Annotated in this window: 30 protein-coding genes and 1 pseudogene; 5 read left to right on the top strand and 26 right to left on the bottom strand. The window is 60.8% G+C overall.

Annotated elements, in window-relative coordinates; all coding sequences use genetic code 11:
• Positions 1–6: 6 nt before the first annotated feature.
• The 24 genes from ACSAMP_RS09255 to ACSAMP_RS09140 all read right to left on the bottom strand — a co-directional run bounded on the left by ACSAMP_RS09255 (position 7) and on the right by ACSAMP_RS09140 (position 17,801).
• A complete protein-coding gene (locus ACSAMP_RS09255) occupies positions 7–642 on the bottom strand; it encodes a LysM peptidoglycan-binding domain-containing protein (RefSeq protein WP_457800269.1) in 636 nt (211 codons plus the stop codon).
• 3 nt (positions 643–645) lie between these two features.
• Positions 646–2,799, bottom strand: a complete 2,154-nt coding sequence (locus ACSAMP_RS09250) for a tape measure protein (protein WP_457800268.1) — start codon at positions 2,797–2,799, stop codon at positions 646–648.
• 525 nt (positions 2,800–3,324) lie between these two features.
• Positions 3,325–3,723, bottom strand: a complete 399-nt coding sequence (locus tag ACSAMP_RS09245) for a phage tail assembly chaperone (protein WP_457800267.1) — start codon at positions 3,721–3,723, stop codon at positions 3,325–3,327.
• An 83-nt stretch (positions 3,724–3,806) separates the two neighbouring features.
• Positions 3,807–4,238: a phage tail tube protein gene (locus ACSAMP_RS09240; protein ID WP_457800266.1), complete on the bottom strand. Its 432-nt coding sequence runs from the start codon at positions 4,236–4,238 to the stop codon at positions 3,807–3,809.
• A 74-nt stretch (positions 4,239–4,312) separates the two neighbouring features.
• Positions 4,313–5,389, bottom strand: a complete 1,077-nt coding sequence (locus tag ACSAMP_RS09235; RefSeq protein WP_457800265.1) for a phage tail sheath C-terminal domain-containing protein — start codon at positions 5,387–5,389, stop codon at positions 4,313–4,315.
• Positions 5,386–5,865 (bottom strand): hypothetical protein, encoded by a 480-nt coding sequence (locus tag ACSAMP_RS09230; protein ID WP_238045648.1) that lies wholly within the window; start codon positions 5,863–5,865, stop codon positions 5,386–5,388. Before ACSAMP_RS09230 ends, ACSAMP_RS09235 begins: the two co-directional genes overlap by 4 nt.
• 13 nt (positions 5,866–5,878) lie before the next feature.
• Positions 5,879–6,370: a hypothetical protein gene (locus tag ACSAMP_RS09225; protein ID WP_238045647.1), complete on the bottom strand. Its 492-nt coding sequence runs from the start codon at positions 6,368–6,370 to the stop codon at positions 5,879–5,881.
• Positions 6,370–6,939: a head-tail adaptor protein gene (locus tag ACSAMP_RS09220; protein ID WP_457800264.1), complete on the bottom strand. Its 570-nt coding sequence runs from the start codon at positions 6,937–6,939 to the stop codon at positions 6,370–6,372. Before ACSAMP_RS09220 ends, ACSAMP_RS09225 begins: the two co-directional genes overlap by 1 nt.
• 46 nt (positions 6,940–6,985) lie before the next feature.
• On the bottom strand, positions 6,986–7,288 hold the full coding sequence (locus tag ACSAMP_RS09215) for a head-tail connector protein (RefSeq protein ID WP_457800263.1): 303 nt from the start codon (positions 7,286–7,288) through the stop codon (positions 6,986–6,988).
• Positions 7,285–8,592, bottom strand: coding sequence for a phage major capsid protein (locus tag ACSAMP_RS09210; RefSeq protein WP_457800262.1), 1,308 nt, complete (start codon positions 8,590–8,592; stop codon positions 7,285–7,287). Before ACSAMP_RS09210 ends, ACSAMP_RS09215 begins: the two co-directional genes overlap by 4 nt.
• A 20-nt stretch (positions 8,593–8,612) precedes the next feature.
• Entirely contained in the window at positions 8,613–9,326 is a 714-nt protein-coding gene (locus ACSAMP_RS09205) for a Clp protease ClpP (protein ID WP_457800261.1), read from the bottom strand.
• A 13-nt stretch (positions 9,327–9,339) separates the two neighbouring features.
• On the bottom strand, positions 9,340–10,539 hold the full coding sequence (locus ACSAMP_RS09200; RefSeq protein ID WP_457800260.1) for a phage portal protein: 1,200 nt from the start codon (positions 10,537–10,539) through the stop codon (positions 9,340–9,342).
• 1 nt (position 10,540) lies between these two features.
• On the bottom strand, positions 10,541–10,732 hold the full coding sequence (locus ACSAMP_RS09195; protein WP_457800259.1) for a hypothetical protein: 192 nt from the start codon (positions 10,730–10,732) through the stop codon (positions 10,541–10,543).
• A complete protein-coding gene (locus tag ACSAMP_RS09190) occupies positions 10,729–12,486 on the bottom strand; it encodes a terminase large subunit (RefSeq protein WP_457800411.1) in 1,758 nt (585 codons plus the stop codon). The genes ACSAMP_RS09195 and ACSAMP_RS09190 overlap by 4 nt, the downstream gene beginning before the upstream one ends.
• 1 nt (position 12,487) lies before the next feature.
• Positions 12,488–12,985 carry a phage terminase small subunit P27 family gene (locus ACSAMP_RS09185; protein ID WP_457800258.1) on the bottom strand — a complete coding sequence of 166 codons (498 nt, stop codon included), beginning with the start codon at positions 12,983–12,985 and terminating at the stop codon, positions 12,488–12,490.
• A gap of 184 nt (positions 12,986–13,169) precedes the next feature.
• Positions 13,170–13,529 (bottom strand): DUF8602 domain-containing protein, encoded by a 360-nt coding sequence (locus tag ACSAMP_RS09180; protein WP_457800257.1) that lies wholly within the window; start codon positions 13,527–13,529, stop codon positions 13,170–13,172.
• A gap of 339 nt (positions 13,530–13,868) precedes the next feature.
• Entirely contained in the window at positions 13,869–14,633 is a 765-nt protein-coding gene (locus ACSAMP_RS09175) for a rolling circle replication-associated protein (protein WP_457800256.1), read from the bottom strand.
• Positions 14,630–16,027 (bottom strand): replicative DNA helicase, encoded by a 1,398-nt coding sequence (locus ACSAMP_RS09170; RefSeq protein ID WP_457800255.1) that lies wholly within the window; start codon positions 16,025–16,027, stop codon positions 14,630–14,632. Before ACSAMP_RS09170 ends, ACSAMP_RS09175 begins: the two co-directional genes overlap by 4 nt.
• Positions 16,005–16,352, bottom strand: a complete 348-nt coding sequence (locus tag ACSAMP_RS09165; protein ID WP_457800254.1) for an LvrA C-terminal domain-related protein — start codon at positions 16,350–16,352, stop codon at positions 16,005–16,007. Before ACSAMP_RS09165 ends, ACSAMP_RS09170 begins: the two co-directional genes overlap by 23 nt.
• Positions 16,353–16,440: 88 nt before the next feature.
• Complete coding sequence (locus ACSAMP_RS09160; RefSeq protein ID WP_457800253.1) at positions 16,441–16,902, bottom strand: helix-turn-helix domain-containing protein; 462 nt, start codon at positions 16,900–16,902, stop codon at positions 16,441–16,443.
• A gap of 51 nt (positions 16,903–16,953) precedes the next feature.
• A complete protein-coding gene (locus ACSAMP_RS09155; RefSeq protein WP_457800252.1) occupies positions 16,954–17,277 on the bottom strand; it encodes a hypothetical protein in 324 nt (107 codons plus the stop codon).
• A complete protein-coding gene (locus tag ACSAMP_RS09150; RefSeq protein ID WP_457800251.1) occupies positions 17,277–17,441 on the bottom strand; it encodes a hypothetical protein in 165 nt (54 codons plus the stop codon). The genes ACSAMP_RS09155 and ACSAMP_RS09150 overlap by 1 nt, the downstream gene beginning before the upstream one ends.
• A 22-nt stretch (positions 17,442–17,463) precedes the next feature.
• Positions 17,464–17,613, bottom strand: a complete 150-nt coding sequence (locus tag ACSAMP_RS09145; RefSeq protein WP_457800250.1) for a hypothetical protein — start codon at positions 17,611–17,613, stop codon at positions 17,464–17,466.
• A 17-nt stretch (positions 17,614–17,630) separates the two neighbouring features.
• Positions 17,631–17,801 carry a hypothetical protein gene (locus tag ACSAMP_RS09140; RefSeq protein ID WP_457800249.1) on the bottom strand — a complete coding sequence of 57 codons (171 nt, stop codon included), beginning with the start codon at positions 17,799–17,801 and terminating at the stop codon, positions 17,631–17,633.
• Positions 17,802–18,180: 379 nt separating this feature from the next.
• Here ACSAMP_RS09140 and ACSAMP_RS09135 point away from each other — a divergent pair, with 379 nt between their 5' ends.
• Entirely contained in the window at positions 18,181–18,891 is a 711-nt protein-coding gene (locus ACSAMP_RS09135) for a hypothetical protein (RefSeq protein WP_457800248.1), read from the top strand.
• A gap of 400 nt (positions 18,892–19,291) precedes the next feature.
• Positions 19,292–20,482: an IS256 family transposase gene (locus ACSAMP_RS09130; protein WP_457799236.1), complete on the top strand. Its 1,191-nt coding sequence runs from the start codon at positions 19,292–19,294 to the stop codon at positions 20,480–20,482.
• Here ACSAMP_RS09130 and ACSAMP_RS09125 read toward each other — a convergent pair.
• A complete protein-coding gene (locus tag ACSAMP_RS09125) occupies positions 20,469–20,699 on the bottom strand; it encodes a hypothetical protein (protein WP_457800247.1) in 231 nt (76 codons plus the stop codon). The two genes, ACSAMP_RS09130 and ACSAMP_RS09125, sit on opposite strands and share 14 nt — an antisense overlap.
• A 160-nt stretch (positions 20,700–20,859) precedes the next feature.
• Between ACSAMP_RS09125 and ACSAMP_RS09120 the strand changes: the two are divergent.
• The 3 genes and pseudogenes from ACSAMP_RS09120 to ACSAMP_RS09110 form a co-directional block, all read left to right on the top strand.
• Positions 20,860–21,033, top strand: a pseudogene (locus ACSAMP_RS09120) (helix-turn-helix domain-containing protein); the annotation flags it as partial.
• Between the two features lie 78 nt (positions 21,034–21,111).
• The gene (locus ACSAMP_RS09115; RefSeq protein ID WP_457800410.1) at positions 21,112–21,486 is read left to right on the top strand and encodes a LexA family protein; all 375 of its coding nucleotides are present in this window, start codon (positions 21,112–21,114) and stop codon (positions 21,484–21,486) included.
• A 61-nt stretch (positions 21,487–21,547) separates the two neighbouring features.
• Positions 21,548–21,715: a hypothetical protein gene (locus ACSAMP_RS09110; RefSeq protein WP_457800246.1), complete on the top strand. Its 168-nt coding sequence runs from the start codon at positions 21,548–21,550 to the stop codon at positions 21,713–21,715.
• A gap of 141 nt (positions 21,716–21,856) precedes the next feature.
• On the opposite strand, the gene ACSAMP_RS09105 is transcribed toward ACSAMP_RS09110, so the two are convergent.
• Positions 21,857–22,891 (bottom strand): Abi family protein, encoded by a 1,035-nt coding sequence (locus tag ACSAMP_RS09105; RefSeq protein WP_457800245.1) that lies wholly within the window; start codon positions 22,889–22,891, stop codon positions 21,857–21,859.
• Positions 22,892–22,950: the final 59 nt, after the last annotated feature.

Genomic DNA, 22,950 nt, shown 5'->3' with positions numbered 1-22,950 from the left:
TTCACCTCACAGTTTGGATTTCTCCGGCAGTTTCACCGTCTGTCCCGGGTAGATCAGATTGGCGTTTTTGATGCCGTTGTAGCTGGCCAGCGAATAGGCCAGCTGGCCGTTGCCATAGAACTTCCGGGCGATGCCCCAAAGGGTATCCCCCTTTTTCACCGTGTAGCTCTGGGCGGTCTGGGTGGCCTTGGGCTCTGTCCGGCTCTGGTTGCCCGTGGCGGGCTGCTCCACCGTCACCGCCGTCAGTTCCCGATACTGGCGAAAGGTCAGCGTCACATATACGTCCCCCGTGCCGTCCTGCTCCCCATAGCGCACCGGGCCCAGCAGCACCGGCACGTTCACCGGCGTTCCCGTCACGATCAGCCGCAGGGGCTCCCCCGCCCGGCTCCACTTCACCAGCAGCTCCACAAACACATAGGGGCTGCCGCTGTACCAGACGTCGGTATAGTTCCGCCCGCTGGACGGGAGCAAAAACGTGTTCTGCTCGTTGAACAGGGCCTCCAGCCCGGGCAGATTCACCTGCCCCACCTGGGCCATGTCCAGCTGCTCCACGCTGCGGCCCAGCTCCACCCGCCACTGCTCCGGCGTCACCGGCATAGACAGCTGTTCCCCCGTCTTGGGATTCAGCAGCACGATCTTCATGTCTTACCCTCCATAGGCCAGGCTCCTGGCCTCCAGCTCGTCTGCGATGCGCGCGGCGATGGCGTCGATGTCCCCCTCTGACCGCACGGAGAACTGGTTCCCCGTGATCTGGACGGTGGGGGCCGTCCGGCGCTGGCTGCGGCGGGCCTCCTCCGCCGTCTGCACCCGCTCCCCCTGGTGGAGCATGGCCAGATAGCCGTCAAAGGGCACCCGGTTCAGCCCGAAGGCGTGGGAGGCATAGGGGACATAGGCCGCCGAGCGCTGGGGGTTGCCCCGCTGGCGCTGGACGATCTCCTCCCGCTCCGTCGCCGTCATATCCGTGGACCCGGCGGACCGCTGGGGGTTGGTCAGGCTGCCCACCACGGGCCCGCCCAGGCCGATGGTAAAGGCGTTCTGTATCTTCAACCCGGCGGCCCAGGCCTCCCGCAGTCCGGCCACGTTGTCCCGGATGTCCCCGATCTGGTCCAGCTCCGCGCTCTGATAGCTCTGATAGGCGTCGCTGGCCTCAAAGGCCGCCTTGGCCAGGGCCTGGGCGTTCTCCTGGATGTTCTCCAGCTTCAACCCCGCCTCCTGGTCCCCGTTGTTATACTGATACATGGCCCGGCTATACTCCTCCCGCATGGCCTGGAGCTTTTCTTTATCCTCCCCGGAATACACGCTGGTGGCGCTGCCCCGCAGCACGGCCCCCAGGGCCTCGATCTGATACTTCTCCTGTAAATTGTCCAGATAGGCCTTGTTCTCCCCGGCGATGCGGTTGGCCGTCTCCAGGGCCTTGCCCAGCTCCCCGCCGTAGGCGGTGATCTCCTGGCTCATCCCCGCATCCCGCACGCTGTTATACCCCTGGCCCATGGCCGCCTGGATGTTCTCCTGCAAACCCTGCAAGGTGCTCTCCAGGCCCTCGGTGGTCTTAGACTGCTTGTCCATCTGCCCGGCATACAGCTCCTCGAACTTCTGCAAAATGACGGACACGGCCTCGGTGCCGCTCAGCTGGCCCTTAGAGATCATGTCATACACGCTGCCCACACTGGTGCCCTTGGCGTCCGCCAACCATTGAAACACGGAAAAGCCCCGCTCCATCAGGGGGTTCAGATATTCCAGCGACGCCTTATTACTGGACTTCATCCGGCCCAGATAGGTCGCCACCGTGCCGATGTCTCCGGTGCTCAGGCCCAGGGCCGCCCCTGCGTCCCCCACCGTGGTCAGGGTGGGGATCACGTCCTCCACCGCCGTGCCGAAGGACAGCATGGTCTTGGAGATGCCCACCAGGTCGTCATACAGAAAGGGCGTGGTGTTGGCCGTGTTCAGCACGTCGGCCAGGAAGTGATCCGCCTGATCTTCGCCGCCCAGCAGGGTGCTGAACGAGATTTTCGTGGTCTCCCGCTTGGCCGCCAGCGTCTTCCCGCTGGTCAGGCTCTCCGCCGTGTTGGCGTTCACCGTGTCATAGAGGTCTTTGTAGTAGGATTTGAAGGATTCGTTTTCTTTCTGGAAATTTTGGGTTTTGGCATTAACTACGCCGGAAAGTGTTCCAAGTCCTGCACCAATGGCCATTCCAGGCAAGCCTGCAATCGCACCGGCGGCAGCGCCGGATATAGTGCCAGAAAGCACACTGTTGATCATATCCGCAGTGGGCTGCCCAATAACACTTTCAATTCGGGCCGCCATATAGCTAGAAACGCTATTTCCAAGGTCCTTAACAATGCCGCTGCCCATCAAACCAACTCGGAGCTTGTCTCCTCCCAAAAATTTCCCTATAAACCCTTCTTCTTGCTTGTCCTCTAGCTTCTGCGTCGCTACGCCGATGTCGTTAATTTTCTTAATCGTCTCATTGGCTGAGATTTTGTAGCCTTTTGCCGCGTCAGTCAGGCGGTTATGTTGGGCCAGCAGCTCTTCATACTGTTTTGATGCCTCCTCAGCCCCTTCTCCGCCCTTCTTGACCTCTTTTTTAAGTTCGCGCATGCGCTCTTTCAGCTTTTCGGCCTCGGCCGTGCTCTTGGCATAAGACTTATTTAGAGATTCATACCGGGTCCCCAGGGCCGCACCTTGGCGTTGAAGGGCTTCAAATTCCTTGCTCAATGACCGACTAGCTCCGGTCATGCTCTTCATAGAACCGGTGATATCCTCGGTCATTTTCACAATAATGTTCACTTCATTGGCCACTTTTTTCACCTCCTGATTGACATTTTTATTTATTTTGTATATACTCAGATTGTAAAGAGACCCGTTTGAAGAGGTGTTTAACTATGGATGATAACGAGGGTGTCCTTCTCGTCATATTTGGGTTAGGCTTTTTGACGCTGCTTATTGCCGTTTTCGGTTAACATTGGCCTCATACAATGGATAATGAGAAGTTGAATCGCATATTTTGGGTGCTCTTCGGTATTCTTGTTGCCGCCGCCATCTTTATTTGGGTTTTTGCCTATCTCGCCACGCACCAATAAGCGCTCTCAGCGTAAATAAAAAGTTGATTTTGCATTACTCCTAACGATGTCTCTTCCGCCCTCCCACCTCGGGAGGGCGGTTTTTATTTCTCTTGCCAAAGCTGAATTTCATAGGCGAAAAACGCCTGGATGATCTCCTGCCAGCCGTCCCGGGATTCGTACAGGGCCTTTAGGTCGCTCAGGCCCCAGTTTTTCACCCGGAACAGATAGAACAGCAGGCCCAGGGCCGGGTCGTCTCCCGCCTTTAGGCGTTTTTTACGTCTTCCAGCGCCCGCACGATATAGCCGCCCAGCATCTGAATTTCAACGGCCAGCTCGTCGATCTCCCCCGCCGTCAGCTTGGCCTTGATGGCGTCGATGGGGGTGGCGATGTTCTTCGCCGGGTCCAGCAGGCCGGGGGCCCGCCAGTTGGGCTCTGTGCAGCCCAGCAGGACCATCTCCACCGCCTGCTCCCCCCGGGGCTTGTCCTGCACCCGGCGGGTCTGGTCATAGGTCAGGGCTTTCAGCCGGAACACCACCGGCTCCCCCGCCAGGCGGCTCAGACGCTTCACCTCCACCCGCTTCTCCGGCAGCTCCCGCCGCACGTCGGGCAGGTCGGGCCGCAGCAGCAGGTCCAGCACACTCACAGTGGGCTTTTTGTCCATGTTCTTTGTCCTTTCTCGTTTTTGCTCTAAACGTTTCGTGAGAGAAATTTAAACTAAGTGGCGATGCCACTTAGTTTTGGTGGTTAGGCCTCCACCTTGTCCAGATATTCCACGTTGGTGGCCTGGAAGGAGATGGTCATGCTGCCGGCCTTTCCGGCCTCCCAGTCCATCAGCACCTGCTCGTCATAGCTCACGCCGTACACGGCCACCCGCTCCGCGCCATAGGCGTCCGGGTCGTCCAGCTTGCCCACCAGGGTCTTGCGCAGGTCGTGGCCGCTCATGGCCTGCTCCACGTCGTCCGCCCCCCGGGAATAGACCTTGTGCAGCGTCATGCTGCCCGTGATCTTTACCCCCGTCAGCTTCCGGTCCTCGGCCATCTGGCCGCAGATGTTGATGGTGTCAAAATTCTTGCTCACCTTCACCTGAAAGGCCGACACCTCCGCGATCTCCGTGCCGTCCTCCCAAATCTGGCCCCAGGTGCCGTTCATCACCCGTGCCGCACTGTCCATTGCCATACTCGATTACCTCCCAAAATATCGTGATCGCCACGCCTTAAAGCCTTCCCCTGGGGGAAGGCAATTTCAGGGCCTCACACCCGAATGACCACCCGCACGTCCTCCATGGCGTCGATGGGCTTCACGTCCAGCACCAAAAACACCTGGGTGCCCGTGTTGGCCTGGCGCACCTGCTGGTCGCTCAGGTCCACGGTTGGGGTGCCCTGGCTCTCCAGCCAGGCGCGCTGGCTGTCCAGGTCGATGTCCACGGCGAAGTCCGCCTCGATCAGCCCGTCCCGGGCCAGGCTCTGCAAATAGGTCTTGATGGCCGTCACCAGCTGGAGCTTGTTGTCATAGCTGTTGCTCACCTTGCCGATGTACTTGTCCTGAATGGTCAGACGGATGTCCTGGGCGATCATGTCCAGAATTTCCACCAGCTTGATCTTCTTCCACACGTCGCCCTTGCCCTCGGTGGTGGTCAGGGAGTTCACCCCCCGGCCCAGCTTCACCTTCTCCCCGTCGTGGTACAGGATCAGCTTGCCCGCGCCCACCGCCGCGTCCATCTCCACGGGGGTCATGCGGTGGATGTCCTCCACCTCGGCCAGGGCGGCATAGGTCACTGACTGGGTCATGGGCGTTCCGGCGATCAGCCCGGCGATGCGCCCGCAGTAGGCGGCGGCGGTAAAGGTCTCGCCCCCGGCCAGAATCTCCTGGGCGCAGAAGTTGACGATGGCCTCGCTGTCCGCCACCGTGTCGGGCAGCACCGCCTTATAAATGGCGCTGTTGTCGCTGCGCTGCTCCACCACCCACTTTTTCAGGGCGGCGGCCTCCTCCGCCGTCAGGTCGTCCGGCCCGGCCAGATAGTCGAATTTCTGGGTCCCCAGCCAGGTCAGCAGGGGGCTCTGGGCCGAGATCACGGCCTCCGCCCCCATCACATACAGCAGCACCTTCTTGGGGCTGCCCTGAAACACCCGGCGGACGGCGTCCTGGTTGGCCGTGCCCAGGGTCTTGGGGATCTGTCCCGTGCTGGCCAGGGCATAGGTCTGGTCGGCGGAGTTGGCCGCCGCGTCCCGGATCACAAAGGCCACCGTGCCCTTCTGGCTCCGGGCCACCGCCGTGTTTGCCCGCTGCTGAAAGGCCACCATCAGCGTGGGCATGGTCAAAGTGCTCATGTCTCTTCCTCCTTCGTCTCAAAGCGGGTGTTCAGCGCCCGCATGATGTCCAGCATCTCCCCGGGGGTGAACTCCCCCCGGTCCACCGTCAGGGTCAGCGCCGCCGTTACCTCCGCCGCGTCATAGCCGCCGGTGTCCGCCGTGGCCGAGCGCACCTTCAGCGCCCGGTCTGCCACCTTCACATACCCCTGGCCGAACAGGGCCAGCAGGGCCATGGCCCGGGCGGTCAGCTCTGGCAGGTGGCTGTCGTGGACCTCGTCCACCTTGGCAAAGGTGGTCAGCTTCCACTGAAAGCGCAGCTCCACCGCCGCCAGGCCAAAGGACGCCGGGTCCAGCTCCACCTTCTCCAGCACCACCAGATTGCTGGGCCGGGCAAAGTCCCTGGGGGTGATATCCTGATACACCGTCTCCCCCGGGAACGCCTCCTCCACCCTGGCCGCCAGGGCCGCGCCGATCTGCTCCGGCGTGATGTTCATGCCGTTTTCCTCCTCAATAGTCGATCTCGTCCGCGATCCTGCCCATGGCCCGGTCCGCCGCCTTCAGGGCCAGCTTCTCCGCGTTGGCCGCCGCCCAGCTATAGAACATCCGTCCGGGGACATAGGTCCGGCCAGACCGCACCCGGGGCACATAGCGCCCGGCCCGGCCCGAGGGTGGGCGGATTCCGTGGCCCCGCTCTAAATAGCGGGTCACGTCCTTCGACGTGGTGTTTTTCCCGCCCCGGGTCACCTGCACCGCCTCGTCGCTCACCGGGGACACGGCGATATAGCCGCCCCCGCTGCCCATTCTCAGCTGCTGCCACCGCTCCACCCGGCCCCTGGGGTCGTTCACCCGGCTGCGCACCTGGCCCGCCACCTCGTCCCGGATGGCCTCCCCGGCGGCCCTTACGGCCTGGCCCTTGGCGGTCTTGATCTGGCCGGGCAATTCGCGCTCCCAATAGGACCAGAAGCGGTCCCACCGGCTCTTGTCCAGCTTCACCCGCATCAGCAGTCCTCCCTCCGGCGAACTTCAAATTCGTTCTTCCACTCGTCCAGGGTGTGGGGCTCCAGCACCCTGTAATAGGCCCCGTCCACCGTCACCCAGCTCCCCGGGGCCAGCGTCACCGACTTGGGCGTCACCAGCACATAGTCCGTCGTGACCTCCCCGTGGATGTCCGGCTGGTCGTGGCCCACATATTTCTCCGTCAGCACCCCGGGGAACCGGCTGCCCGCCGGGTCCTTGTCCGCGTCCTTCTGGCACTGCCGTACCTGGCACAGGGCGGCCTTCACCGTCTGATATCCCCGGTCCTCCCCGTCGGGCAGGATGGCCGTGAGAAAGCAGTGCCGGCCCCGCCACGCAAAGGCGTGGTGCAGGTCCAGCCCGCTCCTTCGGCGCAGGGTGAAGGTCACCCCTCTGGCCCCGATGCCCACGCTGGAAAACAGGTTGCTCCGGCTGTCCAGCTCCGCCCGGGCCCACACCCGGCGCACCTCCGCCCAGCGGTATTCGTCCGCTTCCCGGTCATAGACCAAAGAGAGCACCCCCACCCGCTCCCGCATCTCTCCCGCAGTGGTCATGTAGATCGCTCCTTCTCGCCCCCACCCCGGGGCGGTTTTTTATTTTTCACCCGCTCATCTTCAGCTGATTCAGCATTCTCCGGAACGCCGGATTTTCTGCCGCCCCCTCCACGGGGCCTCGGTGGTCGTATGCCTCCAGCACCAGGTGGTCCACGCACAGGTCATACTGGGCCAGGCGGAGGGAACCGGCCTCCGGCTCCTCCACCCCTGCCTGGGACAGATAGCCCACGGCGGCCCAATACAGCCCCTCCAGCAGGGCCTCCTCCCCGTCCTCCAGCTGGTCGATGCGGCAATAGGCCATCAGAGCCGCCTTGCGGTCTGCAAACACCGTCATGGCCGCCGCGCTCACGCCCGGGCCGCCAGGGCCACAAAGGGGCTGCGGGCCTTGGTGCTGTTCTTGATGGTCAGGGGCTTGTTCACCTTGGGCCCGCCGTTGCACCGGAACACCATGCGGAAGCAGTTCTGGTCGGTGAGAAACTCCACGTGGATGCTCCAGTCCTGCTTGGCGGTGCCCTTGGTCAGCAGGATATACTGGAAGGGGTCCACCAGCATCACGTCGCCCTTGCTGCCCTGGGCGGGACAGCAGTCCTCCAGCAGCACCGGCTTGTTCAGCACCCGCTGCATGTCAAAGTTGCCCAAGCCGCCCTCGGGGTTCCACAGGAACTTGGCCGCCTCCCCGCTGTGGATGGCCAGGGTGGGCAGCTGCTCCTCCAGGTCGGGGTGCATCAGCCACACCAGGCGGTCCCGGTTCCGGGGCATGGCCCGGGCCACCATCTTTACCACGTTGGCCCCCAGCAGCGTGCCCGCCTCCTGGTCGGTCTCCTTGTCCACCGTCACAATGGCCCCGCTGTTCAGCAGGCCGGTGGGTTTGCCCGTGCCGTCGCCGCTGATGACCGCCTCGGTCAGCAGCCGGTCTCCGGCCAGAGTAAAGGCGTTGCCCATAAAGCCGGTGAGGAAGGTCGCGTCCTGAAGCATCTCGTCGGTGCAGTAGCACACGCCCATCATCTTCTCCAGGTCCAGCTTCATCTCCCGGAAGGCGGGCTTGCTGGCCGCCACGGCGGTGGCCTCCGATGCCCAATACATCTGCACCCCGCCGAACACGCTGGCGGATACGTCCGTCTCATCTACGCTCACCCAGCGCATGGCGTTGGCGGCGTTGGAACAGGTGTAGCGGTCCAGTCGGTTCAGCAGCGGAGAGGACTGCACCGCGCTGTCCATGATGCGCCCGGCAAAGTCCTCCTGAAGGAGAAAGCCGCCGTCCGCGCCGGTGGTCCCGTTCACCCCGGCGGCGGCGTTGATCTTCTCCAGCCGCTCGTCCCGCACGCCGCCCTTGCGAAAGCTATAAATGGCCTTCAGCTGCTCGCCCAGAGAGCTGAACGGCGTAAAGCTATTTTCCTTGCTCTTGCCGCTATTATCAGGCATCTCCCCGTGAAGCACGCCGTCATACTCCCCCTGCCCGTCCAGGGGCTGGGCGTTCTGCCGGGCGGCGTCCAGCAGACGCTCCACGCTCTGAATGTCCCGGTTCAGGGCCTCCATCTGGTCGGCCAGCTTGCCGCTCTCCTCCAGCTTGCCCTCCTCCACCAGCTTGGCCGCCTGGTCGGCCAGTTTCTTCTTCTGGCTGCGCAGGTCCACGATTTTCTCCATAAAGTCCATTTGCTTTACATCCTTTCTGTTTAATAGCTATTCAGCGCCCGGAGCCTGGCCCGGATGCGTTCCGCCCGCTCTCTCTGCCCGGCGGCGGTCTTCTCCGCCGCCAGGTGGTCCCGATACTGCTGCCGCATGGCCTGCGTCAGGCGGTAGCGGCTGCCCGCCGCCGCCACAAAGGCCGCCGGGTCCGTCTCCCCTTCGTCTGCCCCGGCCAGGGCCACGATCTCGTCGATCAGGCCATACTCCTTGGCCTGGGTGGGGGTGATCCAGATGTTCTGGTTCATCAGGTCCATCAGCTCTTCCCGGCTGCGGGTCCCGCTCCGGGCCTGATACATCTCCAGAATGCAGTCCCGGGCGTTCTTCAGGGCCTGGGCGCTGCGCTTCATATCCCGGAAATCCCCCTGGGCCTCGGCCACCGGGTTGTGATAGCACAGCAGCGCCCCTGGCTCGCTCTGGATGACGGTGCAGGCGGACACGGCCAGGGTGGCCGCGCTGGCCCCATAGCCCTGGATCAGAGCCGTGGTCTTGCCGCTGTACCGCCGCAGCATAGAGCGAATTTCGCCGCCCACCGTCATGTCCCCGCCGGGGGAGTTCACCAGCACGGTCACGTCCTCCCCGGCGGCCTGTTCCAGGGCCGCTTGAATGTCCATGGGGGCCACGATGTCCCGGAACCCCCACCAGCGCAGCACGTCGGCGCTGTCGTTGTCCCACAGCTCGCCCCGCAGTGCAATGTCAGCCATGTTTCTCTCCTCCTCACTCCATGGGGGCCAAATTCTTTGTAATCCAAAAGCGCCGCCCCTGGCCCCCGGGGATGGGGTTGCGCTCGTCCAGAGCCCGGCACTCGTCCGGGCACATCAAGCCGTTTTGCACCATCTTTTCAAAATACTCGGCCCGGCTCTTGTCGTCTCCCCGCAGCAGCACCGAGGGGTTGCCCTTGAAATACAGCCCCTCTGCCCGTTCCGCCCGGTCCAGGGCCTTATAGGTGTTTTCCTCCTCCCACTGGACGACATAGGGCATCAGCGTGTCCGTCACGAACACGATGCGCTGCTGCTGGTTGCTCTCATAGCTCTCTTTTCCGCTCTGTAACATGTGCTTGGGGATGCCGGTGAACCGGGACACCTCCTCCACGGCAAAGGTCCGGCTCTCGATGTATTGGGCGTCCCGCTGGTTCAGGCCGATGGGGGTGTACTTATAGCCCCGGGTGAGCACCGCCACCTTAAAGGCGTCGTCCCCATAGGGGTTGTAGCGGGCGAACTGCTCTTTGATCTCGTCCCGCCCCTCCTTTTTCAGGTCGGTGTCCACCTCCACGATGCCCGAGATCATCGCCCCGTTCTGGAACAGCTTTCGGCCATACTGCTGGGCCGCCCCCTCCCCGCCCACGGTCTCCCGGGCCAGGTGGAGGAAGCCCCGGCCCCGCACCCCGTCATAGCTCTCAAAATAGAGGAAGCTCAGCTCATAGCCGGAGAAGGTGCGGAGCACGCCGTCCACGCTGTAGTCATAGAAATATTCCCCCGTCTCCCGGTCCTGGCGGATGGTGCAGCAGTCCGAGGGCAGGGGCACCCGCTCCACAATGCGCCCGTCTGGCCCCCGGCGGTTCCAAACGGCTCCAAAGCCGTGCCAAAAGGCGTTGCTCATCACCGTGCGGCCCAGCATATAGGGGGTCATGTCCCGGTTGGGCCGGGTCTTGAACACCTGGTCCAGCTCGGGCAGGCTGACCGGCTCCCGGGCCTGGCCCTGCTTGCGGTAGATGGAGAAGGGCACCATGCCAAAGTCGTTGCACAGTATCCGGTGGGCCGCCGCTACCGGGCTTAGGCGCTCCGCCCCGCCCACGCCGGTGTCATAGTCTCCGCCGGACAGAAACAGGTCCCGAAAGCTCCGGTTGGCCTCCTCCCAGCTCACGGTGCGGTACTCCGCCGCCGCTCTGGGCGGGCCCATGGCGTTGCGCAGCAGCATTTTATCGTCTCCCTCCCTTGGCGGCCGCCACGGCCCCGGCCAGCAGCGCCGTTCCCAGCACGGCCAGGGCCGCCGCCCCGCCAAAGGCCAGCCCGGCAGCTGCCGTCAGACACCCGCTGCCGCCCACCGCCAGCACGTCGTCCAGATACAGCCACAGCAGCACCTTCCAGCGGGGCTTTTTTCTCTCGTTCATAGGCTCCAGTCCTCCCCCAGTGTGGTCTTGTCAAAGGTCTCTTGCGCCGCCATGATGGTGGCCGTGGCCAGGGCGATGACCCAGGCCACCGTAATGTCGATGCGGCCCATAGACCGGTTTTTCATCAGCTTCATGTTTTCGTTGGCGTCTACATAACAGCGGGCGTTCCCAAAGCACCACCGGGCGCAGGTGTTGTGGACGTGGAGCATCTTGCGGCTGCGGATCAGCCGCTCCAGGTCCTTAGTGGGCGGGCTCATGTGCAGCATGCCCTGGGGGATGTCGATGCAGGCGATCTCCGGCTTTGGCTCCCCCGCGTCGTTATAGGGGGCCGTCAGCCGGGACACCAGCGTCCGGCTCAGCGCCGGGTCCAGGCCCAGGCATTGCAGGTCAAAGTCCTCCGCCGCCTCGTAAATGGCCCGCTCCACCGCGCTGTAGTCGATCAGGTCCCCGGGGCACAGGTGGAGAAAGCCCGCCCGTTCCCAATCCCGATAGGGCACGTGGTCCCGGCGCTCCGCCTCCACCACGCCGTCCAATGGCCGCCACGCCCGGGGCAGCATCACCCAGCTGTCCAGCCCCTCCTGGGGCGGGAACAGCAGCACAAAGGCGGTCAGGTCGGTGGTGGCCGACAGGTCCAGCCCGCCGTAGCACCGCTTTCCCGCCAGGTGCTCCCGCACCCACTCCTCCCGCTCCCCCTTGGCGGAGGGCCCGATCTGGGTCTTGTCATAGATGGTCAGGGGTATCCAGCCCACGTCTTTCGTTGCCACCCACTGGTTCAGGCGCAGCCACCGGAAGGAGCGCTCCGACCCCTCGCTCAGCTTGGCCGCCTTGGCCTCCGCCCGGAATTTCCGGGGCTGCAAGATCACTCCATAGTTGGGGTTGCACCGCTTCCACAGCGCCTCGTCATAGATATCCAGCGCCGCGATCTTGTCCGGGTCGTCCCCGGTCAGGGTGGAGATGCCATACATAATGGGCAGCCACTCCGTCTCGTCCTCGTCCATGGGCCGCTCCGGCTCTCCCCGCCGCCAGGCCAGCACCCGGCGGCATTTTTCGTGAATTTCCCAGCCGATGGACTGCCGGTCCGGGTCGTCTCCCGCCGTGGTCAGCACCAAAACGGTTTGCTGGAGCCGGGCCGCGTCCGAGCCCTGGGTCAGCACCTCCCACCGGGCCCTGCCGCCCCGGCCTTTCCAGGCGTGGAGCTCGTCGCACAGGATAGCCGAAAAGGACGGCCCGTGCTTGTTTTCCACGTCGTTGGAATAGACCTTCATCAGGCCGCCGAACCGGGTGCGAATTTCCCGCACGCTGTCCCGGCAATAGACCATGGGCCGGTGGGGCGGCTGGCTCATGGCCGTGTGCTCCACCATATACTTGGCCGCCTTGTACAGGGTCTCTGCGTTCTCCCGGTCCACGGCGAAAATGCCCACGTTGGGGATGGCCTCCCCGTCGGCCAACAGGTGATATAGGCCCAGGCCCGCCGCCAGCTCCGTCTTGCCGTTTTTCTTGGGAATCTCGTTGTAAAGAAAGCGCCGGTAGCGCACCCAATTTCCCTCGTCGTCCAGCACCTGCACCCCGTAAAAGGCCCGGATCATCTCCTCCTGCCAGGGCTGTAACACAAAGGGCTTGCCCGCCCAGCGGTTTTGGGCGAACACCAGCAGCTTGAAAAACTGGATCACCCGCTCCGCCGCCTCCGGGGCATAGCGCAGTTTCGTCCCCGGCTCCGGGGCGGGGACCTCTATCCCGGGGGCCAGACGCAGCATCTCAGGCAAGGTGGCTCGCCCCTCCCTGGATCAGCTGGAGGAACTGGTTCTCCGGCTCCTCCTGCTCCCCCGCTCCCGGCACCACCAGGCGGCACCGGCTGGTAACGGTCAAACCCATGTCGTTGGCGCAGGCCCGGGCCTGCTTGAAATACCGGTCCTGAATGCGGCTCCAGCCGTCGGCCTTCTCCTGGTCGCCCTGTTCCAGGGCCTCCCCCGCCGCCTTGCTGGCCAGCTCCCACTGGTGCTGGGCCACCACATAGCGGCCCAGGGTGTCCCGGTCCAGCTCAGTGAAGAGCTTGGCCTCGATCAGCTGCCTGCCCAGGGCCCGAAAGGACTTCTTCAGCTCCTTCGGCTCCTCCGGCAGCCAGCTGGGGGGCCTGGCCGTCTTGGCCGTGGACAGATTCACCTCCCCGGCCCGCCGCTGGGCCTCCTCCGCCCGGCTCAGGTGCTTTCGCCCGTTGGCTTTTATCACATCCGTGGGCTGTCTCTTCCCCGGCATCTCCGTCTCCTCCTTCCCCCACTCCCCATGGGGACTTTTTCCCCCACAAAGGGGTGCCTGCGGTATTCTGCGCCCCGGCCCAAACTTTCTTGACCGGGGGGGCGTCCGCAAGGAACCGCCCCCGGGCGTGGGGCAGGCGCGGGCGCATCCAAGCGTCCGGCCCGTTCATCCTCTGTCCCGCCGTTTAAAACGCGGCGGTTTTGTGCATCTCTTTCGCCGTTTTGCGGCTGTGGCAGGAGTGGCACAGGCTCTGCAAATTATTCCGGTCCGTGAACACGTCCCAGTCCCCCTTGTGGTCCCGGATGTGGTCCACGTCTGTGGCCCGGACCCGCAGTCCTCTGGCGGCACAGGCCCGGCAGAAGGGCTCCTTCAACAGCTGCTCTGTGCGCAGCTCACCCCACGTCTCCGTGCCGTACATCCAGCGCCAGGACGCCGCCCGGGCGCTGCGCTCAGTTCTCTTTGGCTGGTGGGCCGGGCAGAAGCCCCCGGGGACCAGGATGTGGCACCCGGGAGCCCTGCACGGTCTCAGTGGCCGTCTGCCCATGGGCTATCACCTCCGCAGGCAAAACAAAAAGAGCCCGAACCAACACGCTCCGCGTTCTGCGGAACATGCGGCTCAGGCTCAATGGCTCAGGCTCAAATCGATGTTCAAATATTGCTCCCGCTTGCATCGCCTGCAATACGGGAACCCCCGCACACATCCGTCGGGTGGAAGGCGGATCAGCCGCATCATTCGGCACTGTGGACACAGCACCCAAACGTCTGTTCCGTCTTTCACCAATAGTTTACCATAGCCTTCCCTGGAGCGCAACACTTTTCTCCCCCTTTTCCCCGGAAACGCAAGTTAATATACTTACCCCCGAGACTGAAAAATCAAAAAAGGCTATTCTCTTTTCCGTCGCCGCCTGGCCCTGGGCCGGTGCTCTGTGTCAGATTTTGGCAGCATGTACTTGATCCAGGCGAATTCCCCATAGCCGTTTCGCACCGGGCCCTCATTGGCCAGCACCTCCGCCTCCGGCGGGGCGGTCAGTGTCACACAGTCGGGCACCCGCTCGGTCTGGGGCTCCGGCCGGTCCAACCCTAAGGAGGGCGTCCAGGTCCGCTCCCCCACCTGGGGGTGGCCCCACTCCCGGGGCTCCTTGGTCAGATAGGCCGCCAGGTCCTCATAGGTGTGGCCCCGGTCAAATTTCAGCCGGGTCATCTCCACGTTGCTGCCATAGATCCACAGTCGGCGGACCTCCTCCAGGTCCTCCCCCGTCCCGTTCAGGACCAGGTGGTGGTGGAGACGGCCCCCGGGGCAGCCGCCCTCTGTCACATAGATGTATCTGGTGGGCTGGCCCCTGGCCCTCCGGGCCGCCCGCAGCTTGGCCAGGAAAGAGCGTATCTTCCGCACAGCCATGTCCCGGCTCTCGGGCAGCCGCCCGTCCTCATAGGTCAGCGTGATGAATAGGTCCCCGTCGTCAAAGTTGGCCGCCAGCACCCGCTCCAGCTTGGCGAAGGAGGTCCTGGCGTTCAGCCGCTCCCGGGCCGCGCTGGAGGCTTTCCGCTTCTGCGCCCTGGCCCGGGGCCCATCCCCGGCGGCAGGCGGGGTGTACACCACCGCATACACCATCCGCCCGCAGCGCACCTGTTTGAGTATTTTGCTCACGACTGATCTCGTCCTCCTCTGTCTCTGGCCTGTTCTCTGTCCTCCGCCCGGGCCTGTTTGAAGGCCTCTGAGCTGCGGTAGGCCTTTCTGGGGTCGTTGCTCAGGGGCAGGACCCGGCTGGTGCCGGGGTAAAAGGCCATCTGGCACTCCCCCGTGGGGCCGTGGCGGTTTTTGGCCACCAGCACGTTCAGCTCCTCCGGGGCGTAGGGGTCCCGGTCCCCCGGACCCTCGTAATACTCGGGCCGCAGCAGGAAGATCACCCCGTCGGCGTCCTGCTCAATGGCCCCCGTATCCCGCAGGTCAGACAGCTGGGGCCGGTGGTCCTGGCGGGCCTCGCTCTCCCGGTTCAGCTGGGCCAGGGTGAGCACGGGCACCCGGAACCGCCGGGCCATGGTCTTGATGGCCCCGGATATCTCCGTGGTGTAGTCATACCGGCTGCTCAGCCGCCCCCGCTCCCCGGGGGACACCTTGCCCAGATAGTCAATGACGATGAGGGCCAGCCCCGGGACCTTCCGGGCCAGGGTCTCCATCTCCGCCACGGTGGCGCTGGCCTTCTGATTGACGTACAGGGGCAGCTCGTTCAGCACGTCGGCGGCCTGGGCCACTTTGGTGTATTCCGCATCCGTCAGGCGCTGCATCAGCAGCTTGTTTCCCGGCACGCCGCTCTCCCGGGCGGCGCGCTTGGCCTCCAGCTGCTCCACGTCCATCTCCAGGGAGATAAACAGCACCGGCCCTGTCCGCTTGGCCACCCGGTCCGCGATGTTCATGGCCAGGGTGGTCTTGCCCATGCCCGGGCGGGCGGCCAAGACATACATGCCGCTTGCCAGCATCCCGCCCCCCAGCACGTTGTCCAGGTCCCGGTAGCCCGTGGGCACAAAGCCCTTTCCCTCCCCCCGGTCCACCGTCTCCCGGTGCCGGTAGAAGCGGAGCATTCCCTCCTGGGGGCCGATGAGCTCCCGCTCTGTCCCCTGCTGTTCCAGCTGCTCCAGGGTCCGGGCCGTCTCCTCCAGGATGTCCTGGGGCCGGGCCTGCTGGTCCAGCCGCTCCAGACAGCGGCCCGCCAGGTCCCGAATGCCCCGGGCCACGGCGTTCTCCCGGGTCAGCCGGGCGTATTCCTCCACATTGGCCGCCGTGGGGGTGGCGTCCATCAGCTGCATGATGTACTCGTTGGACACGGACCCGCCCATGCGCCGGACCTCCTGGCCCAGCAGCACCGGGTCGGCGGGCTTTCCCGCCCGGGTCAGGGCCAGGGCCGCCTGGAACAGCTGCCGGTTGGCCTCCAGGCCAAAGTCCCCCGGGCTCAGGATGCCGGCGGCCACCGGCAGGCACTCCGGGGAGATCAGGATGGCCCCGATCACGGCGTTCTCCGCCTCAAGTGGTCTGAGCGTCGTCAAAGATCACAACCTCCTCCCCGTCGATGATCTCCGTGTGGAAGGGCCGCTGCTGGCGGGGCCTGTCCGGTCTGGCGGAGGGGGCGGGCTTGTCCTCGTCCTCCCACCGCCTGCCGTTGAGCCAGGTGGAGGCCATGGGGATATACCGCCCTCCGTCCTTCTGCCAGTCCGCCGAGACCAGGGCCCGTTTCAGCCCCAGGCCCATCTGCCGCAGCAGGGCGTCGTCCGGCTTGAGCTTGTCCCACGCGACAGCGGCCCGCTTCTTCGCCTTCCCGTTTGGATAGGCTGCCCAAAAGGCCGCAAAGCGCTCCGGCTTCCAGGTGGGCACCGAGGGCTTGTCCTGTGCTTTTTTCCTTCGGGCACGTCCCCCCGTGGGGGGACTATAGGGGGGAATATCTTCTAGTCTATCTATCTTCTTATGTTCCGTCTGGAAAACCGTCAACGGTTTTTCCCGCTGACGGCTCAGACCCGTCATCGGTGTTTTCCGACAACGGTTCCCGCTCCTGTGCACCGTTGTCGGGTTTCCCGGACAACGGTGCAGGCGCACTAATTTCCCCAGCGCTGCCGTTTTCTTCGGCCATGGGTGCCTCGTCCTGGAGGATGTACAGGTTGCCCGTGAACTTGCCCCCGGCGTCGTGGGCCTGCTCCCGGACCAGATAGCCCACCCGCTCCAGCTCCCCTAGCATCCGGCGCAGCCGGTCCTTGCCGCATCCGGCCTGTTTGGCCAGGCCGGACACGGTATACTGCCAGTTCTCGGGCAGGGAGGCCATCAGGACGAACAGGCCCCGGGTCTCCAAGCTCAGCCGCCCGTCCTGGGCCACCTCCCGGTAGACGGTGACAAACGGCTTCCGCCGCAGAAAGCGAATTTTACTCTCCATCAGGTTCCCCCCTTGTCTTTCTCTCCGGGATGTGGTATCATGTCCTTGTTGTTAGGTTCCCTGTCGGCGCTGTCCTGCGTCGGCGGGGGATTTTTTTGCTTTCTGGGACCTCCACGGGTCACGCGCACCATCCCCCAGGCCGATGACTTCGGCCATGGTCAGCTGAACCGTGTCCTGGTCCACCACCAGCACGGGGCAACCCGCCACCCCGGTATAATAGGCCCGGTGGGGTTCCCCATCCGGGCCTTCCCACATCAAAAAGAAGCCGTGCCCCACGTTGGAGAACATCAGTTCCCGGTTCCGGGGCAGCGTATAGCCCCGCTTGCGCAGCAGCCGGGCGAAGCTGGTCCGGGTGGCTTTGGGGAAGATCGCCATCAGCACGTCTCCTCCAGCTGCTCCCCCAGGGGCCGCGACAGATACTCCTCCTGGCGCTTATGGTTCACCAGCACCTCCAGCACCTGCGCTTTTTTCGCAACGTCCAGCGTCTCATCCCGGAGCACCGAGAGGATCGCGCACTTGTAGCACTCTGCCAAACTCATCGTTCTCTCCTCCTTGCCAAACTCACCAGGCCGTCTCTACCACCGCAAAGGCGGTACACATACCCAGCAGGAAAATCAGGGTCAAAAACCCGCACACAGCCACAATGGCCCAAAACTCCGCCCATCTGGCGGCCCGCTCCCGACGGGTCCGCTGTCTCTTTCGTTCTGTCATGCTCTCTCGCCTCTCTCTTACTTTTTCCGATACGCCGCCATCAGCAGGTCGGCGGCGGCCTTCTCGATGATCTTCATCCGCCGGGCCCGCTCCTCCTCCGTCAGGATCGGGCGGCGCACCCGCACAATGGCACCGGGATAGTAATAGACCTTCTCCTCGCCATACACGTCGTTACACTTGCGTCCCATACGATCAACTCCTTTTCTATTTTCGCCCCGCCCAAAGGCGCGGGCCTGATCTGATGTAACACTATGCCCCTGCGGCCTGTCCTCATGTTCCCCTGTGCCTGCCAATTACGGTTTTTACCGCACATACGGCACCCCCTCTCCTCCCTTTCCTATCAGCTCTATTGAGAGATTATCCACAATCTCACAACTCTACTGGTGACTTTTTCCTTTCTTCATGGTAGAATTACCACAGACGGAATAGGTCTATCAGCGAGTGGTATGACGGCAAAACTGTCCTGTCAGCGCTAGTCCTCATTGCAATGGCTGACTCCTACAATGTCTCCCAAAACCACCTGATAGATTTTCCGATGCCCCGGTCAGACACTAAGGAGGTAGGCATATGCCTATAGAAGTTATTTCCGCTTATAACATTGACGACAAAGCAAACCACAATCGTATGACTTGTGCTTATTCAGAAATCACGGAATGTCCTATATGTCACCATGCGTTACTACCAAAAGTACTTAGTGCGCATTATGCTAAAAACGAAAACACCGCATACTATCTTCGGACGTATGACCTACACCTATTGTGTTTCTGCTACAACTGCCGATCTGTGTTTTTATGCACCTACTGGGCAACTGGTCCTGCCGACACACAAGGAATACCATTTCGTCACCTTCATTCGGTCTCTCCTATGACCCCAGTGTTGGACTCATACTCTGATGCAATTAAACAGCTCTCACCCGGCTTCGTCGAAACATACACACAGGCCGAATCAGCAGAATCACAACAACTTTTCCAAATCTGTGGCCCAGGCTACCGGAAAGCACTCGAAATTCTCGTGAAAGATTATCTATGCCACATTTACCCGGACGATACCGAAAAAATTCAATCTGAACCGCTGGGGGCAAGCATCAATCGCATCGAAAGTACCCGTATCAAGACTTTGGCCCAACGCTCCACTTGGATTGGTAATGATGAGACCCACTATGTCCGAAAGCACGAGGACCTAGGTCTGCCTGAAATGAAGCGTTTCATAAAAGCCATGCTTACCTACATCGACTCCGAGCTGGCGTTCGAGGAAGCGGAATCCATATCCCGCAAATAAGGATCATTTTCCGCCAGCTTCTTCCCATCAGTGGACCAGTACTCAGTTACAGTCCGCGTAGGTTGGTCTTTTGAGCCGGAGCCCCGGGCGGCTTTCGTCACAATGACCTGAATCACCCGGGCAGAATCCACGCCTCGCGGAAACAAAATGCCTTCCATACACTCATCTCCTTCCACCGTCTCCGCTTTCACCAGCTGGGATGGTTTTCTTCGCTACGGTTGGTGATTTAAAATCACGTTTCCTTGCAAAAAAAGATAGCGTCCCGTTCTTTGGCAGAAAGGCCAAGAAAGATAATGTACAATAACTTGCGCAAATTGGAAAAAGCATAAAAGAAGACATAGCTTGCAGGCTCTGGTAGAATGAAGTTACCACACAAACATTCGAAAGGAGACAGCAAACTATGTCCGAGAAAATTGTACAGCTAAACGAGGAAGTAATCAAGGGCCAAATCAAGGAATTGGTTCGCGGCAGCGTGGAGGAAACCCTGAACGAGCTGCTGGAAAAGGAGGCGGAGTCCCTGACGCAGGCGGCCCGCTATGAGCGCAGCGAGGCCCGTCAGGGCTACCGCAGCGGCCACTATGACCGTAATCTTACCACCACTTCTGGCGATGTCACGCTCCACGTACCCCGGCTCAAGGGCGTATCCTTTGAGACTGCCATCATCGAGCGGTATCGCCGCCGGGAGAGCAGCGTGGAGGAGGCCCTCATCGAGATGTACCTGGCAGGCGTCTCCGTGCGCCGTGTGGAGGACATCACGGAGGCACTGTGGGGCAGCAAGGTCTCGCCCGCCACCATCAGCGAACTGAACAAGAAAGCCTACGTTCACATCGAGGACTGGCGCAACCGCCCCTTGCGGGGCGGCCACTATCCATACGTCTACGTGGACGGCATCTACCTGCGCCGCAACTGGGGCGGAGAGTACGAAAATGTTGCTGTTTTGGTGGCGATCGCCGTGAATGAGGACGGTTTTCGTGAGGTTTTAGGCGCTGCCGAGGGCATGAAAGAGGACAAGGCCAGTTGGGTCAGTTTCTTCCAGTGGCTTCGTGGACGCGGACTGGACGGCGTGAAGCTCATCGTCGGGGACAAGTGTCTGGGTATGTTAGAGGCCGTGGGCGAGGTGTTCCCGGACGCCAAATATCAACGCTGCACGGTGCATTTCTACCGCAATGTTTTCTCTGTTGTGCCCAAATCCAAGGTCAAAATTGTAGCGAAAATGCTCAAGGCGATCCACGCCCAGGAGAGCAAAAAGGCCTCCCGCGAGAAGGCAAAAGCCGTGGTCGCCGAGCTGCGCGCCATGAAGCTGAAGGAGGCCGCCAAGAAAGTCGAGGACGGCATTGAGGAAACGCTGACCTATTGTGACTTTCCCAGCGAGCATTGGACGCGCATCCGTACCAACAACGTGATCGAGCGGCTGAACCGTGAGATCCGCCGCCGAACCCGCGTGGTGGGGACGTTCCCTGACGGCAACTCCGCCCTGATGCTGGTCTGTGCCCGCCTTCGCCATGTGGCAGGTACCCAGTGGGGCTGCAAGAAATACATGAATATGAAGCACCTGGAGGCGGCTCTGGATGACGCCTCTATTGCCGGCTGACTTCACTCAGCCGGAGCCTGCAAACAATTTTGCGCATAAATCTTGACGGGACCCCAAGAAAGTCTGTCAGTGCTGCGATTTCGCTAGCTTTGAACTCGCTTTCATTCTGAATCTTCTTATAAAGACCCATTTCAGACAGACCCAATGCCTTCGCTGTCTCTCTTTTGCTCTTTCCCGCTCGTTTCATAGCAATTTCGAGTTCCACGGTATCAGTCACGATTCTCACCTCCGTTCGTGATTTTTAATCACAACCAGATGATAGCACGTGCGTGATTTAAAGTCAACACTATTTTTCGTATTTATAAATTTTTGTTGACACACAATCACCAAGATGTTAGTATGTGTTTGTAATAAATACAATTACAAGGGGTGAGCTCATGCGTCTATATGAACGGATAAAAAGTCGTCGTGAAGAACTCGGTCTATCTCAGGAAGAATTAGCTCATCGTGTCGGCTATAAGGATCGCTCTTCCATCGCAAAAATCGAATCTGGGGTTAATGATATAACTCAATCTAAAATTGCTATTTTTGCAAAAGCTCTTGAAACGACCACGCTGTGGCTAATGGGGGATACGGAAGCACCACCTGCCCCTAAGCTCCCCTCCAACTGTCTCCCGCTCCCGCGGACGGTGAAGAAGCCTCGGCTGGGGGCCATCGCCTGCGGCAAGCCTATCCTGGCCGTGGAGAACATCAGCGAATACGACGACGTGCCCATTACCATCCACTGTGACTTCACCCTGCTCTGCAAGGGGGACAGCATGATCGACGCCCGCATCTGGGACGGCGACGTGGTCTATATCCGCCAGCAGCCCGAGGTGGAAAACGGCGAGATCGCCGCCGTGCGCATCGGTGAGGAAGCCACCCTGAAGAAGGTCTATTACAATGGCCGCCGCATCATCCTCCGGGCCTGCAACCCCCTGTACGCCGACATGGAATATGAGGGTGAGGATCTAAACGACGTGGAAATACTGGGCAAAGCCGTGGCGTTTTCTAGTATGATATAGTGTCGCCCTCTACGGGGGCGTGGATTGAAAATCCAGCATGATATAGAAAGAGAGGCCATCAATGATCCTATCCGAACTCCCGCCCGCGGCCCAGCGTGATCTTGCTCGATTCACCGGCTACGGCTGGAAAGCCAAGATCATCATGGACCTGCTCAATCGGCGCTATGGCCTCCGCCTGAACTGCGATCAGATCCGCCGGATGCAGCTGCGCGACCTGCCCAGGACATAAAAAAGCCCCAGGCCGATGGCCGGGGCATGATATAAATAAAAAAGGGAGACCGGACGCATCCAATCCCCCTAGGTATGCTCCGTAGAGACATACCGCAATTCACATCTATAATATACTACGTATTCTGCGAAAAAGCAAGAATTATTTTGTTTTTGCTTTGACAAATTTCCGCAATGCAGCGATTTTTACATTATTATCCGTCAGAATAATCTGATTATATACGGAAACAGGAATCGCCTTGCGAAGTTTTTCAGTGCAGTCTACGAAAGAGGAGATCAACCGCTTCGTTTCATTTTTTGATATTCTGAGCAATGAAAGCTGGTATACGATAAGCACAACATAATCAGTAACGGTCTCGAAGGTTAAAACAGGGACACCAGTCGCATTTGAAATAGCATTACTAACTTGCTTATCAATGTTTCCGGTTCGGAATCTGGTATCAAAGACAACATCATTGTGTGCAATGGCGTTACGAAGGTCTTTTGTTGCATAGATAAGACGCTGTGGCAGCAGCGCGTTGGTATCGTCTGAACTTCTGATTCCAATTTTCGCAGAAATAGCTTGTCTGCAATTAAAATTCAAGCACGACACAAAGTGACCAAACTCACCTAGACTCAACAACTCAAAAATTGCCCAAATCGGAAGGTTTACATCCTTATTCAGGTAGTGTTCTGCAATTTTATTTCCATTGCCAAAAGCATCTGTTTGGACTTTATAGATACGATTCCGCAAATCCAATCGGCGTTTCAATTCTCGCTTATACCTGTCTTCTGCTTGCTTGCGATCTCTGGTGTTTTTAAACACCTTCCCAGATACAGAAAACATCTTGTAGTTATCAAGCAGTTGGCAATACACGTCGATAAAGCTGTCAGATTTAACTGATCCAACGACAGTTTCCAGAACATAATTCTTGAAAGCGGTCTCGATTTGCATAACAAACGGATAGAATAAAGCCTTTAATTGAGCGTCAAACTCGTATACAGCCGTCAGCTCATCAAAATTTGTATACGGAATGACGTTCGTAGCCTTGTGAATATATCGATACCCTTTATACCCGTGATAGTATCCAATATTCATTAGTTTACGCTTTTGGGCAGACCCGCCAATCGCAATCCCTTTTTGGTCTCGTAAATACCGCATCAGCGAATCTGTTGTTTTGGGGCTTTTTCCAGACACGCATCATTCCTCCCTTCAATCATAAATATGATACTGTATTTGCTTGAAATAGTCAATTA

It is taken from the genome of Flintibacter sp. SJQ-8 (genome assembly GCF_054108085.1).
The sequence above is the reverse complement of the archived record's forward strand: the minus strand, read 5'-3'. Positions and strand labels throughout refer to the sequence as shown.

What these genes read in the sequence shown, in the direction of transcription:
- ACSAMP_RS09245 (WP_457800267.1), bottom strand. Translation starts at nt 3,723, where the DNA reads ATGGACAAAAAGCCCACTGTGAGTGTGCTGGACCTGCTGCTGCGGCCC.
- ACSAMP_RS09205 (WP_457800261.1), bottom strand. Translation starts at nt 9,326, where the DNA reads ATGGCTGACATTGCACTGCGGGGCGAGCTGTGGGACAACGACAGCGCC.
- ACSAMP_RS09220 (WP_457800264.1), bottom strand. Translation starts at nt 6,939, where the DNA reads ATGACCACTGCGGGAGAGATGCGGGAGCGGGTGGGGGTGCTCTCTTTG.
- ACSAMP_RS09110 (WP_457800246.1), top strand. Translation starts at nt 21,548, where the DNA reads ATGATCCTATCCGAACTCCCGCCCGCGGCCCAGCGTGATCTTGCTCGA.
- ACSAMP_RS09225 (WP_238045647.1), bottom strand. Translation starts at nt 6,370, where the DNA reads ATGCGGGTGAAGCTGGACAAGAGCCGGTGGGACCGCTTCTGGTCCTAT.
- ACSAMP_RS09200 (WP_457800260.1), bottom strand. Translation starts at nt 10,539, where the DNA reads ATGCTGCTGCGCAACGCCATGGGCCCGCCCAGAGCGGCGGCGGAGTAC.
- ACSAMP_RS09210 (WP_457800262.1), bottom strand. Translation starts at nt 8,592, where the DNA reads ATGGACTTTATGGAGAAAATCGTGGACCTGCGCAGCCAGAAGAAGAAA.
- ACSAMP_RS09180 (WP_457800257.1), bottom strand. Translation starts at nt 13,529, where the DNA reads ATGGGCAGACGGCCACTGAGACCGTGCAGGGCTCCCGGGTGCCACATC.
- ACSAMP_RS09130 (WP_457799236.1), top strand. Translation starts at nt 19,292, where the DNA reads ATGTCCGAGAAAATTGTACAGCTAAACGAGGAAGTAATCAAGGGCCAA.
- ACSAMP_RS09145 (WP_457800250.1), bottom strand. Translation starts at nt 17,613, where the DNA reads ATGACAGAACGAAAGAGACAGCGGACCCGTCGGGAGCGGGCCGCCAGA.
- ACSAMP_RS09150 (WP_457800251.1), bottom strand. Translation starts at nt 17,441, where the DNA reads ATGAGTTTGGCAGAGTGCTACAAGTGCGCGATCCTCTCGGTGCTCCGG.
- ACSAMP_RS09230 (WP_238045648.1), bottom strand. Translation starts at nt 5,865, where the DNA reads ATGAACATCACGCCGGAGCAGATCGGCGCGGCCCTGGCGGCCAGGGTG.
- ACSAMP_RS09235 (WP_457800265.1), bottom strand. Translation starts at nt 5,389, where the DNA reads ATGAGCACTTTGACCATGCCCACGCTGATGGTGGCCTTTCAGCAGCGG.
- ACSAMP_RS09240 (WP_457800266.1), bottom strand. Translation starts at nt 4,238, where the DNA reads ATGGCAATGGACAGTGCGGCACGGGTGATGAACGGCACCTGGGGCCAG.
- ACSAMP_RS09185 (WP_457800258.1), bottom strand. Translation starts at nt 12,985, where the DNA reads ATGCCGGGGAAGAGACAGCCCACGGATGTGATAAAAGCCAACGGGCGA.
- ACSAMP_RS09255 (WP_457800269.1), bottom strand. Translation starts at nt 642, where the DNA reads ATGAAGATCGTGCTGCTGAATCCCAAGACGGGGGAACAGCTGTCTATG.
- ACSAMP_RS09135 (WP_457800248.1), top strand. Translation starts at nt 18,181, where the DNA reads ATGCCTATAGAAGTTATTTCCGCTTATAACATTGACGACAAAGCAAAC.
- ACSAMP_RS09155 (WP_457800252.1), bottom strand. Translation starts at nt 17,277, where the DNA reads ATGGCGATCTTCCCCAAAGCCACCCGGACCAGCTTCGCCCGGCTGCTG.
- ACSAMP_RS09195 (WP_457800259.1), bottom strand. Translation starts at nt 10,732, where the DNA reads ATGAACGAGAGAAAAAAGCCCCGCTGGAAGGTGCTGCTGTGGCTGTAT.
- ACSAMP_RS09140 (WP_457800249.1), bottom strand. Translation starts at nt 17,801, where the DNA reads ATGGGACGCAAGTGTAACGACGTGTATGGCGAGGAGAAGGTCTATTAC.
- ACSAMP_RS09190 (WP_457800411.1), bottom strand. Translation starts at nt 12,486, where the DNA reads ATGCTGCGTCTGGCCCCCGGGATAGAGGTCCCCGCCCCGGAGCCGGGG.
- ACSAMP_RS09160 (WP_457800253.1), bottom strand. Translation starts at nt 16,902, where the DNA reads ATGGAGAGTAAAATTCGCTTTCTGCGGCGGAAGCCGTTTGTCACCGTC.